General features: G+C 60.6%; 16 protein-coding genes and 2 pseudogenes. 15 read left to right on the top strand and 3 right to left on the bottom strand.

The window, feature by feature from the left end:
* A pseudogene (locus NKG99_RS29850) lies at positions 1-479 on the top strand (hypothetical protein); the annotation flags it as partial.
* A 76-nt stretch (positions 480-555) separates the two neighbouring features.
* On the opposite strand, the gene NKG99_RS29855 reads toward NKG99_RS29850, so the two are convergent.
* Entirely contained in the window at positions 556-1671 is a 1116-nt protein-coding gene (locus NKG99_RS29855; RefSeq protein WP_352872749.1) for an acyltransferase family protein, read from the bottom strand.
* Positions 1672-1691: 20 nt separating this feature from the next.
* Between NKG99_RS29855 and NKG99_RS29860 the strand changes: the two genes are divergently transcribed.
* Positions 1692-2141 (top strand): hypothetical protein, encoded by a 450-nt coding sequence (locus NKG99_RS29860; protein ID WP_352872751.1) that lies wholly within the window; start codon positions 1692-1694, stop codon positions 2139-2141.
* A gap of 87 nt (positions 2142-2228) precedes the next feature.
* Here the strand turns inward: NKG99_RS29860 and NKG99_RS29865 are convergent, their stop codons facing one another.
* Positions 2229-2543, bottom strand: a complete 315-nt coding sequence (locus NKG99_RS29865; RefSeq protein WP_352872752.1) for a YMGG-like glycine zipper-containing protein — start codon at positions 2541-2543, stop codon at positions 2229-2231.
* 263 nt (positions 2544-2806) lie between these two features.
* Here NKG99_RS29865 and NKG99_RS29870 point away from each other — a divergent pair, with 263 nt between their 5' ends.
* The 4 genes from NKG99_RS29870 (at position 2807) to NKG99_RS29885 (ending at position 6786) form a co-directional block, all read left to right on the top strand.
* Complete coding sequence (locus NKG99_RS29870; protein WP_352872753.1) at positions 2807-4375, top strand: recombinase family protein; 1569 nt, start codon at positions 2807-2809, stop codon at positions 4373-4375.
* Complete coding sequence (locus NKG99_RS29875; RefSeq protein WP_352872754.1) at positions 4375-5262, top strand: ParB/RepB/Spo0J family partition protein; 888 nt, start codon at positions 4375-4377, stop codon at positions 5260-5262. Before NKG99_RS29870 ends, NKG99_RS29875 begins: the two co-directional genes overlap by 1 nt.
* Positions 5259-6161 carry a plasmid partitioning protein RepB C-terminal domain-containing protein gene (locus NKG99_RS29880; RefSeq protein ID WP_352872755.1) on the top strand — a complete coding sequence of 301 codons (903 nt, stop codon included), beginning with the start codon at positions 5259-5261 and terminating at the stop codon, positions 6159-6161. Before NKG99_RS29875 ends, NKG99_RS29880 begins: the two co-directional genes overlap by 4 nt.
* Positions 6162-6414: 253 nt before the next feature.
* Complete coding sequence (locus NKG99_RS29885) at positions 6415-6786, top strand: hypothetical protein (RefSeq protein WP_352872756.1); 372 nt, start codon at positions 6415-6417, stop codon at positions 6784-6786.
* 193 nt (positions 6787-6979) lie between these two features.
* On the opposite strand, the gene NKG99_RS29890 is transcribed toward NKG99_RS29885, so the two are convergent.
* The gene (locus NKG99_RS29890; protein WP_352872758.1) at positions 6980-7876 is read right to left on the bottom strand and encodes a LysR family transcriptional regulator; all 897 of its coding nucleotides are present in this window, start codon (positions 7874-7876) and stop codon (positions 6980-6982) included.
* Positions 7877-7956: 80 nt separating this feature from the next.
* On the opposite strand from NKG99_RS29890, the gene NKG99_RS29895 reads away from it, so the two are divergent.
* The 9 genes and pseudogenes from NKG99_RS29895 to NKG99_RS29935 all read left to right on the top strand — a co-directional run bounded on the left by NKG99_RS29895 (position 7957) and on the right by NKG99_RS29935 (position 16405).
* Complete coding sequence (locus NKG99_RS29895) at positions 7957-9171, top strand: trans-sulfuration enzyme family protein (protein ID WP_352872760.1); 1215 nt, start codon at positions 7957-7959, stop codon at positions 9169-9171.
* 29 nt (positions 9172-9200) lie between these two features.
* On the top strand, positions 9201-10235 hold the full coding sequence (locus tag NKG99_RS29900) for a transporter substrate-binding domain-containing protein (protein ID WP_352872762.1): 1035 nt from the start codon (positions 9201-9203) through the stop codon (positions 10233-10235).
* A gap of 71 nt (positions 10236-10306) precedes the next feature.
* Entirely contained in the window at positions 10307-11419 is a 1113-nt protein-coding gene (locus NKG99_RS29905) for an ABC transporter permease subunit (protein ID WP_352872764.1), read from the top strand.
* A 3-nt stretch (positions 11420-11422) separates the two neighbouring features.
* Positions 11423-12514, top strand: coding sequence for an amino acid ABC transporter permease (locus tag NKG99_RS29910; RefSeq protein ID WP_352872765.1), 1092 nt, complete (start codon positions 11423-11425; stop codon positions 12512-12514).
* A 42-nt stretch (positions 12515-12556) separates the two neighbouring features.
* Positions 12557-13306: an amino acid ABC transporter ATP-binding protein gene (locus tag NKG99_RS29915; RefSeq protein ID WP_352872767.1), complete on the top strand. Its 750-nt coding sequence runs from the start codon at positions 12557-12559 to the stop codon at positions 13304-13306.
* Positions 13307-13419: 113 nt separating this feature from the next.
* A pseudogene (locus tag NKG99_RS29920) lies at positions 13420-13702 on the top strand (multicopper oxidase domain-containing protein); the annotation flags it as partial.
* Between the two features lie 366 nt (positions 13703-14068).
* Entirely contained in the window at positions 14069-14629 is a 561-nt protein-coding gene (locus NKG99_RS29925; protein ID WP_352872769.1) for a hypothetical protein, read from the top strand.
* A 109-nt stretch (positions 14630-14738) separates the two neighbouring features.
* A complete protein-coding gene (locus NKG99_RS29930) occupies positions 14739-14951 on the top strand; it encodes a hypothetical protein (protein ID WP_352872770.1) in 213 nt (70 codons plus the stop codon).
* Complete coding sequence (locus tag NKG99_RS29935; RefSeq protein ID WP_352872771.1) at positions 14948-16405, top strand: TolC family protein; 1458 nt, start codon at positions 14948-14950, stop codon at positions 16403-16405. Before NKG99_RS29930 ends, NKG99_RS29935 begins: the two co-directional genes overlap by 4 nt.

Here is a 16405-nt window from a genome sequence, read left to right on the forward strand (position 1 = left end):
AGCCACGGCCGATCCTGTATCTGGCACTGGCGCTGCTTCTGGCGGCGCTGCCGTTTGGCGGCGACTACGGACTGGGCAAGCTGCTAGTGCGAGAAGCGCTGGTGGCGGGGTTCTTTGCCCTGGTTCTCTACCGTATGCTGCCGGGAGCGGCGGGAAGGCTGGCGAGGGCGATAGCCGTGACGCTCAGCAACCGGTTCTTTCATCTCATGGGAGAGCTTTCCTTCAGCATCTACCTGATCCATCTGCTGGTGTTGCAGCCTGTCGCGGCGTTCGTCATCAGCCAATACGGCCACGGGCTGGCGGCGCCGCTGCGTTTCGCGATCGTCATTGCCATCGTCCTGCCGACGGTGACCCTGCTGTCCTGGGTCACCTATAATCTGATCGAGGTTCCCGGCCAGAAGGCGGGCCGATTCGTCGTCCGGCGCTTTGGCCGCAAGGGCGGCGCGCCGGCGCTGGAGAGCATCAAGCGCAGCGCGTGATCGTGCTGCCGATCGCCAATCGCGTCGGCCAAATGGGCACGCTGTCATGACACAACCGGCGGCGAACCAAATCCAGCTAAAACTGTGTCACGCCCTCTCGTGCGCGCCAAAGTGAAAGCCACTGCCGCAGCAGTGTCCGCATGTTCTTGTCGTAGACATAATGCGCGAATGCCGAGACTGCGATGATCGCGATGGATGTTCCCAGAATGAACGGCAAGCCGTGCTCGATCCACGAGGCCCCGGTCACAGATTCGACCACGGCGTTCGAAAGGCGGATGAGCGGCGTGTGAAGCACATAGATGGCGTAAGAGATATTGCCGGAGAAGAGCGCAATCCAGCGCCAAAACCCGGATAGCCGCAAACGGGAGGCCACGAGAACGAGCCAGGGCCAGACCAGGACTATGATCGCCAGACTGTACAATTGCACATGTTCGACGGGTCTGAAGATCATGAGCACTCCGCATAGCGTCAGGAGAAGAGGCATATAGAGATTGCCGTCCCGACTCTTCCCGGTCGCATATCGATTGAGAAAGACCCCGAGAAAGAACGAGAACGCGATCCGGGCGGGAGCCGCGATCGTGTCGTCCCAATGGGCGCCGCCCCCAAGGACGAAACCCTGCCAAGCCAGAAGCACCAGGGCCAGCAAGGCAACACCGACAATGAGCGCAAGTGATCGAGCAGCCAGCCTTACGCCCAGCGCGGCAAAAACGGCATTGGCGACGAGTTCATAAAAAAGGGACCACGCTGGGCCATTGAGCGGGAAAAGCACGTCGGGAAATGTCGAGAGCGACGGCGGCGTGGGTAAAAAAAGAACGGAAAACCCAACACTTGCAAGCAAGTCCAGCCGCGAATACGAACTGAGCCCGCGCGTTGCGATGATTGCACCCACGCCGATCACGGCCAGGCCGACCGCGGCAAAATATAGAGGGTAGAGCCTGAGAAGACGGATCTCCGCGAACTTCCAAAATGACATGCCCTTTCGGAACTTGTCGTCGTAGGCGTGGGCGATCACGAAGCCGCTCAACAGAAAAAACAGGTCGACGGCGAGGAACCCGGACGGCGCCAGATCATATCGCCGGCCCGTGAATTCGGTGAAGTGGCCAAGCATCACCAAAACAGCAGCGATGCCCCGGAGGCCATGCAGAGCGTCGAAGTGGGTCGTCTCCGCCCTTGATTGTGGCGTTTTGGTCATCCCGTTTCCGTCAGCTTACTTTGCCCATCTACGCATTGATTGCTGCGATGCACAAGAACGTTTTGCGACGCACACTCAACTCACATCCAGGAGCCCTACATGGCCATTGCAGAAGGCTCAATCAGCCGCGCCCGCGATATCCTTCCCGCCAGTCCGAGCTCGAGAGCGAGCGCAGCCAGTATGAGGCCGTGTGGGAGCAGGTGGCGGAGTTCTGCGACCCCGATGCACCCCATATCTGGAGCGGCCGCCGCACCGGTTCCCCGGACTCGCAGGCAGAGCGGCAGGAGCGGCGCGGTGCGCGCGTCTATGCCAACCACCAACTCGTGGCGGCGCTGGAGAAGGCGGCGCGGGCGGAGGGGTGGGCGGTGTCCGCGACGCTGCCGATCTCCCACTCGGGGTCCATCGAGGGGGATTGGCTATCTCGTCTACTTTCGCCGGTCACCAAATTACTGGATTGGCGGCACCGGTGAAGCTGCTGATCTCTCCCATGAGGGGAGATGTCCGGCAGGACAGAGAGGGGCGCTGTCCCGCCGACCTTACCGTCGCCTGCAATCGCCTCAATAATCACCGTTGTAGTACCGGTCGTCGCAAGGCGCGGTGTAGATGCGACCGTAGCGGTCCTGGTAGCGGCACATCTGCTCGCCGCGGCGCTGCGGGGTGGTGGCTGAGCCGACGACGGCGCCGAGCAGGGCGCCGCTGGCCGCACCGATGACCGTGCTCTTGGTGTTGCCGCCGATGGCCTGGCCGACGAGAGCGCCGCCGGCGCCACCGATCAGCGCGCCGGTTCCGGCCCGCTGCTGGCCCTCGGTCTGCGCGCAGCCTGCCAGTGCTGCAGTCATCAACACGGCGGCTATGGTTTTGTGAAAGTTCATGTGAGGTCTCCCTTGAAGGCCTGAAATCCCTATGGCTTGCCACGTGCGGTCGCAATGCGGCGGAACGGGGGCACGATGCCTCACGAAAAAAGACATGGTTTCTCGGGCGTTGATTGAGGCCCGCCCTCGAGTTTCGAGAATCTGGTCGCAGCAACAAGGCGCCATTCGCCACAAAGTGTCCATGAAAATGTAACGAAATTCCAGCGCCAGTCCGTTAGGTTGGCAGGTTTAGGCAAACGTTCAAACTGCCTTTTAGGCGCTGGATGATGGAACATGCCCATACGGCCCGTCGAGCTGCAGATGACGCGCAGCGCGTGCGCACTGCTCAGTACGTGCGAATGTCCACGGACCATCAAAGCTACTCGATCGAAAATCAGAAGGATGCAATCCGCGAATTCGCGGATGCGATGAACTACGACATCGTAGCCACATACGAGGACGCCGGCCGCAGCGGTTTGAACCTTGAAGGTCGCGCCGGCCTGCAAAGGCTGCTGTCTGACATCGAAACGAAAATCGCGGATTTCGAGATCGTCATCGTCTACGACGTGAGTCGCTGGGGGCGATTCCAGAACCCCGATGAGAGTGCGTCGTACGAGTACCGGTGCCGAGTTGCTGGAGTGCGAATTGAATACTGTGGCGAACAGTTTGCGAACGATGGCAGCATCGGATCAGACCTGCTCAAGGCAATAAAGCGCAGCATGGCGGCCGAGCAGAGTCGGGTCTTGTCGGTCAAGGTGTTTGCCGGCCAGTGCAGGCTCATTCAAATGGGGTACCGGCAAGGAGGGTCGTCCGGTTTGGGCCTGAGACGCCAGCTTATCGACAAGCATGGGCGTACAAAGACGACGCTCGCTCTCAAAGAGTACAAGAGCCTTCAGACGGATCGGGTCATCCTCGTGCCTGGACCACCCGATGAAATTGCGACGGTCCGTTGGATCTATGATCAATACGAGAAGGCTCGTCGGACCGAGCTTCAGATTGCGCGGTCGCTGAATGCCAAGGGAGTGGTCACCGATCTCAATCGATCGTGGAAACGCGAATCCATTCATCAGATACTCAGCAACGAAAAATATGTGGGCAACAACGTCTGGAATCGCGAGTCCTTCAAGCTCAAGCAAAGGAAGGTGACGAATGATATCACCCAATTGGTGCGCGCCGATGGCGTCTTTGAACCCATTGTCGACCGCGGACTTTTCGAACGGGCTCAAGTCATAGCCGACGCCCGCTCATCCAAGATGAGCAGCGACCAGATGTTGGTTGTGCTCGCTGAGCTTCTGAAGAGGCGCGGTACCCTCTCGGGCCCGATCATTGACGCGGCGTCTGACTGTCCGCCAAGCAGCCGCTACAGGAAAGAATTCGGCAGCCTGCTGCGAGCCTACAAGCTCGTTGGATACGATCCGTCTCAGAACTATCGGTTTCTTGATATCAGAAGGCGGCTTCGTGAAATTTTTGAAGAAGTCATTCAAACAACAATCGCGACCATTGAGCGGGCGGGCGGGTCCGCAGTGCGTCAGAGCGATCTCGGCGTGCTTCGCGTCAACGATGAATTCACCGTATCCATTGCGATGGGCCGCTGTCGCAACACGCCTTACGGCTATCCCCATTGGTTGGCCGCTCCCGAACGGTGTAATGCTGCGGACGTGAAGGTGGCCATTCGCATGAGGCCCGATAATCAGACAATCCTCGATTATCTGATAGCGCCAGCAAACGAGATTGGCGGAAAGCCGTTGAATCTTGTCTTGAACAAGCGCCTGCCGTTCAACACCTTCTTCTTCAGATCGTTGGATCCGCTGTTTGCTCTGGCCGAACGCAACGCCATCACGGCTGCACCCTGATGGACGCCACTAACGAACGGATTTCACTGCTGCGCGTGGACGCGATCAAGGTCACCAACCCGCGCACTCGAGGCAAAAAATCCTTCCGAGATATAGTCGACAGCATTGAGAGAGTCGGCCTGAAACGCCCCATCACAGTGACGAAAAAAGAGGTTGACGAAGGCGCTTTCACGCACGACCTAGTGTGTGGTCAGGGGCGCCTTGAGGCTTTCAGGCTGCTTGGCCAGACCGAGATCCCCACGTTTGTGATAGAGGCAACCAAGGCCGAGGCACTGCTCAAAGGATTGGTCGAAAATTGCGCTCGTCGGTATCATACCGCATATGACCTTCTACGTGACATCGGTCGGCTGAAGGAAAGCAACTATACCGACGCCGAAATCGCAGCAAAGATCGGTCTTTCGACCGAATATGTCAGAGGGATTGCACGACTCCTGTCACAAGGCGAACAGCGTCTTTTGCGCGCAGTCGACTCCGGCCAGATTCCGCTATCGGTTGCAGTCGATATCTCAACCGCCGACGAGCCCGGCATCCAGGCAGTGCTTCAGCTTGCCTATAAAAAGAACCAGCTGCGTGGTCACAAGCTTGCGATAGCGCGTCGCTTGATCGAGAACCGGCGCAGGCGTGGGAAAGGCCTGGGAACGTTCCTTCCAGAGCGCACGAAAATCCCTTCTGCGTCAACATTGATCAAAGCCTTCAAGGCCGACACGGACAGAAAACGCATTCTGGTCCGCAAAGCAGATGCCGCGCGGAACCGCCTCCTGTTTGTCACCCACGCGCTGCGGCAGCTCATGGCCGCAGAGGCATTCCAGGCCGTTCTTAGGACGGAAGGGCTGGACACCTTCCCACGGAATCTCGCGGCCAGGATCAGCAGAGGTGAGCCCGCATGACATCGAAGTACACCACAGTTCCGGACATAAAGTGCGCATTTGAGCGCGATACAGTTCGCCTCCGGCTTGAGGACATTCAGCCGCTTCACCTGTTCGCCGAAAGCGCCAGGGAGACTCCGAAATACCAACAGGTCAGGTCGTCCGTTCGAGAAATCGGACTTGTGGAGCTGCCCGTGGTCGCAAGGGATAATGACACGCCGGACAAGTACCTGTTGGTCGACGGCCATATGCGTATCGAGATCTTGCGCGAAATAGGCGTCACTGAGGTTGAATGTCTGGTCGCAAACGATGACGAGGCATTCACCTACAACAAACGGGTGAGCCGGCTCGCGACGATCCAGGAACATTTTATGATCCTGAAGGCCATCGACAACGGTGTGCCCGAGGCGACCATAGCAACAACGCTCAATGTCAATGTCGCCCAGATCAGGCTCAAAAAGCGCCTGCTGAAAGGGATTTGTCCGGAAGCGGTCGAAATACTCAAGGACCGTTTCGTCCCAACGAACACGTTCATCGAGCTACGAAAGTTGGGCGCTGTGCGTCAGATCGAGGCAGCGCAGCTGATGGTCGCTATGAACAAGTTCTCGATCAACTACGCAAAATCCTTGGTCGGCGCGACGCCGCAGTCGCAGCTGGCCGATACGTCGCAGCCGAAAAAACTAGCTGGCCTCAGCGATACCCAAATTGCGTTGATGGAGAACGAGTCGGCCAATCTCGATAGAGAATATAGGCTCATCGAGGAGAGCTACGGATCTGACCATCTGGATCTGGTGGTGGCCACAGGGTATCTTGCCCGACTCCTGGAAAACGCCCGCGTTGTTCGATACCTCGCGCAGAGTTTCCCCGAGATTCTTGCTGAGTTTCAGAAAATGACCGAGGCGATCCGAACGCCTGTCTAGGTCTTGCTGAGCTCGTCGGCATCCCATCTGACTTCATCAGCTATCCGCCTCACATGAGTATGATGCGGGCTTGTCGCGGGGTTCCGGGGCGGTTTTGGCAGCGCATCACCTCGGGGCGCGCCGGCAGTTTGGCCACAGAAATGCCGTCCGTTTGCCAGACCTATGAGACTTTCGATGAGCGAGTGCTCAAGAAAATGTTCATCATATTAGGCCAATTTGGGGTTGGTACAGCAGCAACAGTAGATGATAATTCATGCAACGTATCGTCAAATTGTTGCCTGAAAAGCTGCGCGGCAGCAGGGTGACCCTTGGTGTCTTCGTTTATGCAGTGATCACATGTGCTGTAGGCGGCTGGGCTTACTCCAGCGGTCATAGAGCTGGCCGAGTTTCTCAATTGAGGGACCAAGTGTCGGCCTATAACAGGCGGATGGGCCTGGACGACAAGTCGAACGCGTTGGGCCAAGTCTTTCTTTGCCGGGAACTCGGCGGCATGCTCGAAGAGTGTCAGAAGATCGGCCGCTGCCCCACGTCCCCCCTCAGGGTGCCGGCTCGTCTCTGTGGGCGCATTGCAGACTGGCGGCTCTGGGCCGACAGCGGGCTGCCGACTTTTGGCAACTTAGCTTGAAGAGCAGCCGTTCAAATCTGAGTTCCTCTCAAACACTTTGTTTTGTCTGTCTCGATAACCCCGCAGTCTGTCCCAAATGCCAATCAGGGGAGTACCATGGCCGGCCACTGATGTGCCGCACACTGCTTCAACGAACTTGTCGAGTGCCGGCTTGATGCATGACGAGCCGAGCGACGAGCGCTGACTTGTTCGCCTACGGTTCGCTCGATAGCGCATTGCGCGCCGCGTAGAGTTCGGCGATGAAGTCGGTAATCAGCGCCGAGTTGATTCCGTCCGGCGGACGCAGGAGCAGCGCGCGGAAGTGCACGGCCGGCTCGAATGGCCTGGCCACGATGCCGCCAATCATGCGGTCGGCAATGACCGAGGGGTTCACCAGGCCGATCCCCATGCCCTTCGCCGCGAGGATGGCGATGGTCAGGCCGTAGGGCGTCTCGATTAGGATGCGCGGCCGCACGGCATTCGCGGTCAGGATTTTGTCCATGGCGACCCTCACCGTGTCTTCCGGTGACAATGCCAGGAACGCCTCGTCGGCGAGATCGGCCGGTGTGATCACCTCCTTCCGCGCCAGCCGGTGAGTCGTTGGCATCACGCAGACGGCGCGCGGCGTGGTGAAGATGCTGTGTAGCACGCCGCTGGTATCGACCTCGTCGGCCGCGAGCCCGATGTCGAAACTGCCGGATGCCACCAAGTCGCGGACGACGTTGGAAGTGCGAACTTGATAGCTGATGCGCACCTGGGGATGCCGGCGCGAGAACGTTACGATGGCGCGCGGCACCAGCCCGTGCCCGAGCGCCGACAAGCTGGCGACGCGGATGGTACCGGTGCCGACCTCCTTGATCTGGGCCGCGCGCAGCTTGAGCCGGTCGAGCCCGACTAGGTTGGCTTTCACCTCGGCATGGAACAACTCCCCTTCGCGTGTCGGCACCAGCCTGCCACGAATGCGGTCGAAAAGCCTGAAGCCGAGTTCAGCCTCTAGCTTGGCTAGCGAACGGCTGATGGCCGGTTGCGAGGTATCGAGCAGCGCGGCCGCCGCGCCGGCGCCGCGGGTGATCATGATCGCGTTGAAGACATCGATGTCGCGCAGATTCATAGTGCAGCCCATATCAAAAGCGAATTAACTTTATCGCTGCGGTCATAGATGGCAATGGATGAGCCGGCTAAGTTGCGCCCATGAACCGACGCGACGACACTTCACATGTCCATCCTCCCAAGCGCTCCGAGGAACCGTTCCAGGCGGTGGCGATGCCGGTCGAGCGAGCCTCGACCATTGTCTTTGACGATCTGGAGTCGTACGAGCGTCGCGTCGAGCGCCTGTACGACGGGTTCAGCTACGGACTTTACGGCACACCGACCAGCCGGCAGCTCGAAGATCACATCGCCGTGCTGGAAGGCGGATCGCGGGCTCTCGTCATTCCGTCGGGCATGGCCGCCATGACGCTGGCAACCATGGCTGTCTGCCGTGGCGGCGAAAGGGTTCTGATTCCGGAGACGCTCTATGGCCCGGCGCGCGACATGGCCGAGCGTTTTCTCGGCCCCCTCGGGATCGAGGCGGTTTCCTACGATCCACGGCTGGACGCAAGCATCGCGGCCATGATCGACGGCAGAACGCGGCTGGTTTGGGTAGAATCGCCTGGCTCGGCCACCTTCGAAGTCCAGGATGTGCCCGCCATCACAGCCGCGGCCCACAAGGCCGGCGCGCTCGTCGCGGCCGACAACACCTGGGCCTCGCATCTGCTGTTTAAGCCGCTCGCTCATGGCGTCGACATCTCGATGCAGGCGCTTTCCAAACACGCCGGCGGCCATGGTGATCTCCTGATGGGTTCAGTCTCAGTGCGCGACGAGGCGCTGTTCCGACGCCTGAAGGACACGGCGCGCTTCCTCGGCTACGGGGTCTCGCCGGAGGATTGCGCGCTGTGCGAGCGTGGCCTGATGACCATGCCGGTGCGCATGCGTCATGCCGACGCCACCGCGCGGAAGATCATCGCCTGGCTGTCGGAAAGCCCGGAAGTCGCACAGATCTTGCATCCCGCGGAGCCTGGTCATCCTGGCCACGCGGTCTGGAAGCGTGACTTCGCCGGATCGGCGGGCGTGTTCTCCTTCGTGCTGGGGCCGGAACTGGCGCCACTGCAATCCCATGTACTGCGCAGCCTGCGGCTGTTCAGGCTCGGTGCAAGCTGGGGCGGCGTGCATTCGCTGATTGCCGTCAGCGATCCGCGCAAGGGCCGCGCCAGCCTCGACTGGCTGAAGCCTGGCCCGGTCTGGCGCCTGTCGATCGGCCTCGAGGCACTCGACGATCTTCTAGCCGACCTTTCCCAGGCCTTCGAACTTTTTGCTGAAGCCCGGCGCAGCGGAACCGCCGCAGCCGACGTCAAGGCCACCGAATGACGATTACCTCAACGACAAGGGGAATGACTATGAAACATCAAGGTCTGAAATGGCTCACGGGCCTGGCGATAGGATTGGCCAGCCTGAGTACGGGCGCCGTGGACGCCAGCGCGCAGGCGGTCGTCAACAAGATCAAGGAGCGCGGCTATGTCAGCTGCGGCGCCAGCCAGGGCGTGCCCGGTCTCTCCCGGCCGGACGAGAAGGGGTATTATCGCGGCTTCGATTCCGACATCTGCCGCACTTTCGCGGTCGCCATCCTCGGCGACAAGGAGAAGATCCGTTACGTGCCGCTTAACGCAGGCCAGCGTTTCCCTGCGCTGCAAACTGGGGAAATCGACGTTCTGTCGCGCACATCCACCATCACCTACAGTCGCGATACGGTTGTCCGCTTCGTTTGGATCCATCTCTACGACACGGACGGCATGCTCGTGCGCAAGGCCGATAACATTACGGAGCCCAAACTGCTCGACGGAAAGACCGTCTGCCTGCAAGGCGGTGGCAGCCTGACCGAGAAGGCGATAGAGGAAACCGAGGAAGAGTTCGGGATCGCGATGGAGAAAGTCTATTACGACTCGACCGTTCAGGCGCGCGACGCCTTCTTTGGGGGCCGCTGCGATTCCTACGTCACCGACGGCACTGCGGCAGCCGGACAGCGTGCCTCGGTGGCCAAGAACCCGGACGACTACGACATCATCCGAGTCGGCAGGGCCGCCGAACCCAATGGCGTCGCGGTCGCCCGCGGTGACGATCAGCTTTTCGACGTCGTGCGTTGGACACTCAATGCGCTGTTCTGGGCCGAAGCCAACGGCATCACCTCGCAAAACATCGATGAAAAGCTTGCCTCGGGCAGTCCGGAAGTCAAACGCGTGCTGGGCGAGGAGCCCGGTTTCGGCAAGCCGCTCGGATTGGGCGACAAGTGGGCCTACAACGTCATCAAGCAAATGGGCAACTACGCCGAGATCTGGGATCGCAATCTCGGCAAGGACAGCCCGCTGAAGGTCGAGCGCGGCTTGAACGCGTTGTGGAAGGACGGCGGCCTCAACTATCCTTTCCCCTGGGATTGAGCCCCACATAAAGGGGGGAAACGTGCGCGGCGCTCCCTTTCCTGCTAACGCCGCGAAACGTGGAGGTCGAAATGCTGAGCGACGCCAAGACCAGATCGATCATCATCCAGTGTGCCGTCGTGGCCGTGGCTGCCGCCTTCGCTGCCCTGCTCGTCAGCACGACTTTCGCCAATCTCAGGGCACGCGGCATCCCGATCGGCTTCGATTTCCTGATGATGCCGTCAAGGATCGTCATCTCGGAAGCGATCCTCACTTACAAGTCGAGGGATCCCTATTACTGGGCGATCGCGACCGGGATCGCCAACACCGTCTTCATCTCCGCCGTCGTCATCGTCTTTTCATCCGCGCTCGGCCTCGTCGTCGGCATTGCCCGGCTGAGCAGCAATCCCTTGGCAGCGGGCACCTGCCGCGCATTGGTGGAGGTTGCACGCAATTCACCGCCGATCGTGCTCCTGATCTTTCTCTACTCACTGTGGTGGAAGGTGCTGCCGCCGGTCGGCGAAGCGCTCAATCCCCTGCCAGGCGTTTACGCCTCCATGCGCGGCTTTGTGGTGCCGGCTGTCAGCATTGACATCGCCACCCCGGGATTGCTCGTCATTGCTCTCGCCCTGGCACTGGCGGCCGCCGGCTGGGCGGCGAGACGAGGATGGCTGCCGCCGCTGGCCGCACCGGCGATCCTCGCGGTTGGCGTTGCCGGGGTCTGGCTTGCCAACGCGAAGTTCTCCGTCGACTGGCCGACCTTCACCGGGTCGAATTTCAAGGGCGGCAAGGAACTGACGCCCGAACTCAGCACCATCCTGATCGGGCTGACCATCTACACCACCGGATTTGTCGCCGAGATCGTGCGCGGCGGCGTGCTTTCGGTTGGCCGCGGTCAGTGGGACGCAGGTCATTCGCTCGCCCTGCCGCGTGGCAAAATATTGCGTCTGATCATTATCCCGCAGATGCTGCGGGTGATCGTCCCGCCGCTCAACAGCCAATACATCAACGTCGTCAAGAATTCGACGCTGGCGATCGCGGTCGGGTATCCGGACTTCCTTGCGGTGATGAACACCATCATCAGCAAGTCCAGCCATTCGATCGAGGGCGTCTTTATCATCCTCGGCGTCTATCTCTCTCTCAACCTGAGCCTGTCGAGCGCGGCCAATTGGTACAACCGTCGCATCGCCATCGTGGAGCGCTGAACCATGAAGGCCCTGTCTCTTCCCCTTCCGGCCGAGCCAACGCCAGGACAGATCCGCTTCGGCGCCTTGCGGCGGTCCGCCAGGCTCCTGTTCGGCACGCCGCTCAATGCCGCCCTGACGCTGTTGTTCGGCGTTCTGCTCGTCGCCACGGTGCCGCCGATGCTGCGCTGGCTGGTAATCGACGCTGTGCTGTTCGACCCCAGTCCACGCGCGTGTCGGGTGGCCACCGGAGCGTGCTGGAGCTTCATCTACGCCAAGTCCGGGCAGTTGCTGTTCGGCATCTATCCGCTCGACGACCGCTGGCGCCCCGCCATCGTTTGCCTGCTCATCCTGGCGCTGCTCGGCTGGTCAGTGCGGCCTGCCAGCTGGGCTCCGCGGCTGGCGGCGCTCTGGGTGGCGGCACTAGTACTGATCTTCTGGCTGATGGCCGGCGGTTTAGGCCTGACCGAGGTTCCGACCTCTTCTTGGGGCGGCCTGCCGGTCACACTCATCCTCACCGTCGTTGCCATCGGCGTCGCCTTCCCCGTCGGCATCCTCCTTGCGCTGGCCAGGCGCTCGACCATGCCCGCGATACGCGTCGGCGCCGTGGTCCTGATAGAATCGGTGCGCGGACTGCCGCTCTTGTCCATCCTGTTCGTGGCATCGATCATGATGCCGCTGTTCCTGCCCGAGGCTCTGTTGCCTGACAAGTTCGTGCGTGCGCTGGTCGCCCTCACCATCTTCGCCGCGGCCTATCTCGCCGAGGTGATTCGCGGCGGCCTGCAGGCTATCCCGAATGGCCAGTACGAGGCCGCGGCGGCGGTCGGCCTGCCCTTCTGGCGCATGCAATATCTGGTGATCCTGCCGCAGGCGATCCGGGTGGCGATCCCGGCGCTGGCCAACACCATCATCGTCATGATCAAGAACACCAGCCTTGTCCTGGTGGTCGGCCTGTTCGACCTGATCAGCTCTGGTAAAGCGGCGCTGGCCGACCCGGATTGGCCATCGCCTGCGGCCGAGACGTTCCTGTTCATCGGCGCGATCTTCTTCGCACTCTCCTTCTCATTCGCCCGCTTCACCGACTTTCTGGAGCGGCGCGGCCCCACCGCCCACTAGGAAATGCCGTGATGTTATCGTCCCCTAAAGCGCGTTCCGTCCATGCCAAATCCCAATGATCGGCCGGCAATCGAATTGACCGGGATGAACAAATGGTACGGGGACTTCCATGTGCTTAAGAACATCAACTTGAGGGTCCTTCGCGGCGAAAAGCTGGTGATCTGCGGGCCCTCGGGCTCGGGCAAGTCGACCATGATCCGTTGCATCAACCGGCTGGAGGAGCACCAGCAGGGACAGATCGTCGTCGACGGCGTCGAACTCACCAATGATTTGAAGAAGATCGACGTAATCCGGCGTGACATCGGCATGGTGTTCCAGCACTTCAACCTGTTTCCGCACCTGACTATTCTGGAGAACCTAACGCTGGCGCCGATCTGGGTACGCGGGATGCGGCGCGGGCAAGCCGAGCAGACCGCCATGCATTATCTGGAACGAGTGAAGATTCCGGACCAGGCGCACAAATATCCCGGCCAACTGTCAGGCGGCCAGCAGCAGCGGGTTGCGATCGCGCGCGCGCTTTGTATGAGCCCCAAAATCATTCTCTTCGACGAGCCGACGTCGGCACTCGATCCGGAAATGGTCAAAGAAGTGCTCGATACCATGGTCGCGTTGGCCGAGGATGGCATGACCATGCTGTGTGTCACGCACGAGATGGGATTTGCCCGCCAGGTCGCCGACCGCGTCGTCTTCATGGACCATGGCGAGATCGTTGAGATGAACACGCCCTCCGAATTCTTCTCGCATCCGCGTCACCAGCGAAGCAAACTGTTCCTTGCCCAGATCCTGAACTAGCTCGATCTCATAGAGACGGAGCCCATCAGCTACGGATCGATGAGCCACCTCTCCGAAATCCCGCACCAAAGCAGCGGCCTCGGCAATGGATCACCCGCCCTCTGACCATGCCAACTCTGAAAGTGCGCTTCATTGGCACCCACAATGGGTTTATCCACCCGATGCACGTCCACGGCGGTCCATTCGAAGTTGTCGCCCGCGACGGCGAGACTATCCCGGACTCGGCACGATTCCTTGCCGCGGGTCAACGTCGGACCAGCGCAACGATACGATGTCGTCTGGCAGGCACGTCGGGCCGGAAAATGGCTGATCCACTGCCATATCGGGCATCATACGACCAACAACAATGTCGAAGAACAGGGCGGTGGCGGACTGATGGTCGTGATCGATGTGCAGCTCCGAAGCCTGATCCGCAAGTCGAAGATTAGATGGAAATCTTTGCCGTATACGGCAATCTGTTTGCTGTTGCCTTCCCTGCGGCAACCATTCCTTCCGGCGCAGTCGGAGGCCGCCCTTGCGGGACTCCTCGTTACTGGTTCCTTCCCGCCTCCAATGCTGGTTCTTGTCGCCAGCATAGGCCACCGTCCCGGGCTCGGCGGTGAAAACTGACCGTGGTCGCTGGGGTTCTACGCGAGCCGCTATGGAGCTTTGTCGCAATCGTCACTTTCGCGAAGGTCTCGCGTTATCTGGTCGTCGCCGGAGCGTGCTGAGCCTGAGCTAAACCGAAATCGCGGACATCGCAGCACGGTTGCGTTCCTAAGCATGAGCCATAAACAGGGCATACAAAAATGTATGAAAAATGTTGTGGCACATGGGGGCTTCGAGCAATACCGTTCCTGCAACGATCCTCACTTTTGGTTGCACTGCAGCAAACTGGTCGAAGGCGGCCTTGACAAATCAGCCGAACAATTATGGAAAGGGCCGATGAGGACTGTTGGTCGAATCGCGATCCTAGGAAGCGTACCGCTGCGAGTTCTGCTTGCGATCGGATTCCTGGTCATGTCGGCGCTTCAGCCTGGTCTATTCGCCACAGCCGATGCCACGGGTTTTCACGCCAGCGCGGATCTGCAAGCCGAGACACCTGCACACGGCATGGGCCATCACGGCGCCAAGGCGAATGACACGGACAGGTCGGAGCATCAGCACGGCGACAACCAATCCGCCGACAAGAGCTGTGAAGTCCATTGCGCGCCGGCAAATGCGGTGCCAGTCGATTGTCCTGAGTTGGAGCCTGTTGTCTCCCGCTGCTTTGCGCCCGTCATTGCCGTCATTTTGCCGCTCGGCGAATACAAAGCGCTAATTAGACCCCCCAAATACATCTGAACTGACGCCTCTTTTGAGGGCGTTCGCGCGCAGCGTTGGGAATTCGTTCCCACGCGGCCAAATGCACACGTCAAGATTCAGGTCTACAATGAAAATCGCAAGCTTCGCGATGTTCGCATCGCTGTTCGTTGCCGGATGCGCGGCAACCACGCCGTCCGACGTTCTTCCCGCCTTCAATCCGGCCGATCCCGTCATTGGCATCCGTGGCACGAAATACCATCCGGTCGTCGCTGACTATCGCCAGCGGGAGCCACTCGATCCGCAGGATTGGCGGCGGCTCAATCAAGAACTCTCTCCCGCAGCCCCGGGAGCCGGATCATGAAGCGCCGGCCCCTGACCATAGCTGCGGTGGTGACCATTCCGCTGATCGCTGCCGGATGCACGACCAGCGGGCCCCTTGATGGCATCTCAGTCCCCATGGCCGGCTTCACGACAGTCGCGGCGCGTGCCGATTCCGTGACCGGCAAGAAAACAGTGTGGGTGCAGTCCAGCGAGGAAGCGCGGACGGTTTCGGAGCGCGTGAAGCGCCTCGTCCAGAAGAAGACGATTGGTCCGGACATCGCGGTGCAGGTCGCCCTGCTCAACAACAAAGGCCTGCAGGCCGCCTACGCCGAGATCGGTCTGTCGGCGGCCGATGTCTGGCAAGAAGGGATGCTCGTCAATCCGACAATCTCGGTCGGTATGATCGGCATCGATCCGGCACGCACGATCGAGGGGGCTGTTGCCAGCAACATCCTTGCGCTGATGACCCGTCAGCGACGCGTCGCGGTCGCGGACACACGCTTCCGTCAGGCCCAGCTCCGCGCCGCCGAAGAAACGTTGCGGCTGGCCGCGGACACGCGGCGGGCCTGGATCAATGCGGCATCGGCCTGGGAAAGCGTTTCCTATCTGAACAAGGCGCAAGCCGCCGCCGACGCTGCCTCCGAACTCGCTCAAAAACTAGGGGAGACAGGCGCTTTTACAAAAACCGGCCAGGCCCGCGAACACGTCTTCTATGCCGAGATCACCGGTCAGGCGGCGGCGGCGCGCCTCGCCGCCCGGCCGGCCAAGGAAGAACTCACCCGCCTCATGGGTCTATGGGGACCGGACGTCGATTACTCGGTCCCCAACATGCTTCCAGCCCTGCCCAAAGGCGCCAAGGCCAAACGCGCCATCGAGGCGGAAGCGCTAAGAAATCGCATCGACCTCGAGATCGCGAAACTTGAGCTTGAGGCGCTGGCGAAATCGTACGGTCTCGCCGAGGCGACGCGCTACGTCAGTGACCTGGAACTGCTGTCCGGCGCGGAGGTGGAACGCGAGGAGTCCGAGGAGGGCGGGACGGAGACGAGTGTCGCACCCACCCTGGAGGCGGAGTTCGTCATCCCGATTTTCGATACCGGCAAGGCACGCATGCGCAAGGCCGAGCTTGCCTATATGCAAGCCGCCAATCGGATGGCGGAAAAGGCGGTTAACGTCCGCTCCGAGGCGAGGTCCGCCTATGACACCTACCGTTCGACCTATGACATTGCTCGGCACTATCGGAACAGTGTTGTGCCGCTGCGAACAAAGATCGAGGCGGAGTCGGTCCTCACCTACAACGGCATGATCACCAACACGTTCGAGCTGCTGGCGGACACCCGCGCGAAAATCAGTTCGATCATGGTTTCCCTCAACGCCAAGCGCAATTTCTGGCTGGCCGACGTCAATCTCGGAACCGCCATCCACGGTGGTGGCGCAAACTCGCCCGGCGGCGGCGACGCTCCGGCCGCAGCCGAAGCGGGCGCCGAAGGCCACTGA

Source organism: Mesorhizobium sp. M1409, assembly GCF_040317535.1.
In the GTDB taxonomy this organism is placed as follows: Bacteria; Pseudomonadota; Alphaproteobacteria; order Rhizobiales; family Rhizobiaceae; genus Mesorhizobium.